Here is a 379-nt window from a genome sequence, read left to right as displayed (position 1 = left end):
AGATTTCCTGATGACCATAGCGTTTTGGAACCACCTGACCCCATGCCGAACTCAGAAGTGAAACAAAACAGCGTCGATGATAGTGTGGGTTTCCCATGTGAAAGTAGAACATCGTCAGGGCCAAATTAAAGAAACCCGTTACAGCAATGTAGCGGGTTTTTTGCTATGTGAAATTAGCAAAACAAAAAAGCGGCGCAAATTTTATAGCGCCGCTGATTTTCACAATATCAAACTCATTTTAAAATATGCTCTCACTCAATCCCGAACTCTCCCACACATTCCCGCAGTTTTCGCACAATTAGCTATAGAGTTTTTGTACATTGGATCACTATGTGAAATTTGAAAAGGTGTTGATGATGATGCCGCGCGCGAAAACTTT

General features: G+C 41.4%; 1 rRNA gene. It reads left to right on the top strand.

The features are described 5' to 3' along the window. The first annotated feature begins 6 nt into the window (after positions 1-6). Positions 7-120: ribosomal RNA gene (rrf, locus tag CWC03_RS23045) — 5S ribosomal RNA — on the top strand. The last annotated feature ends 259 nt before the right edge of the window (positions 121-379 follow it).

The organism is Pseudoalteromonas sp. S2755, from assembly GCF_005886535.1.
Taxonomy (GTDB): Bacteria; Pseudomonadota; Gammaproteobacteria; order Enterobacterales; family Alteromonadaceae; genus Pseudoalteromonas.
Note: the sequence above shows the minus strand (reverse complement) of the source record. Positions and strands in the feature narration are given on the sequence as shown.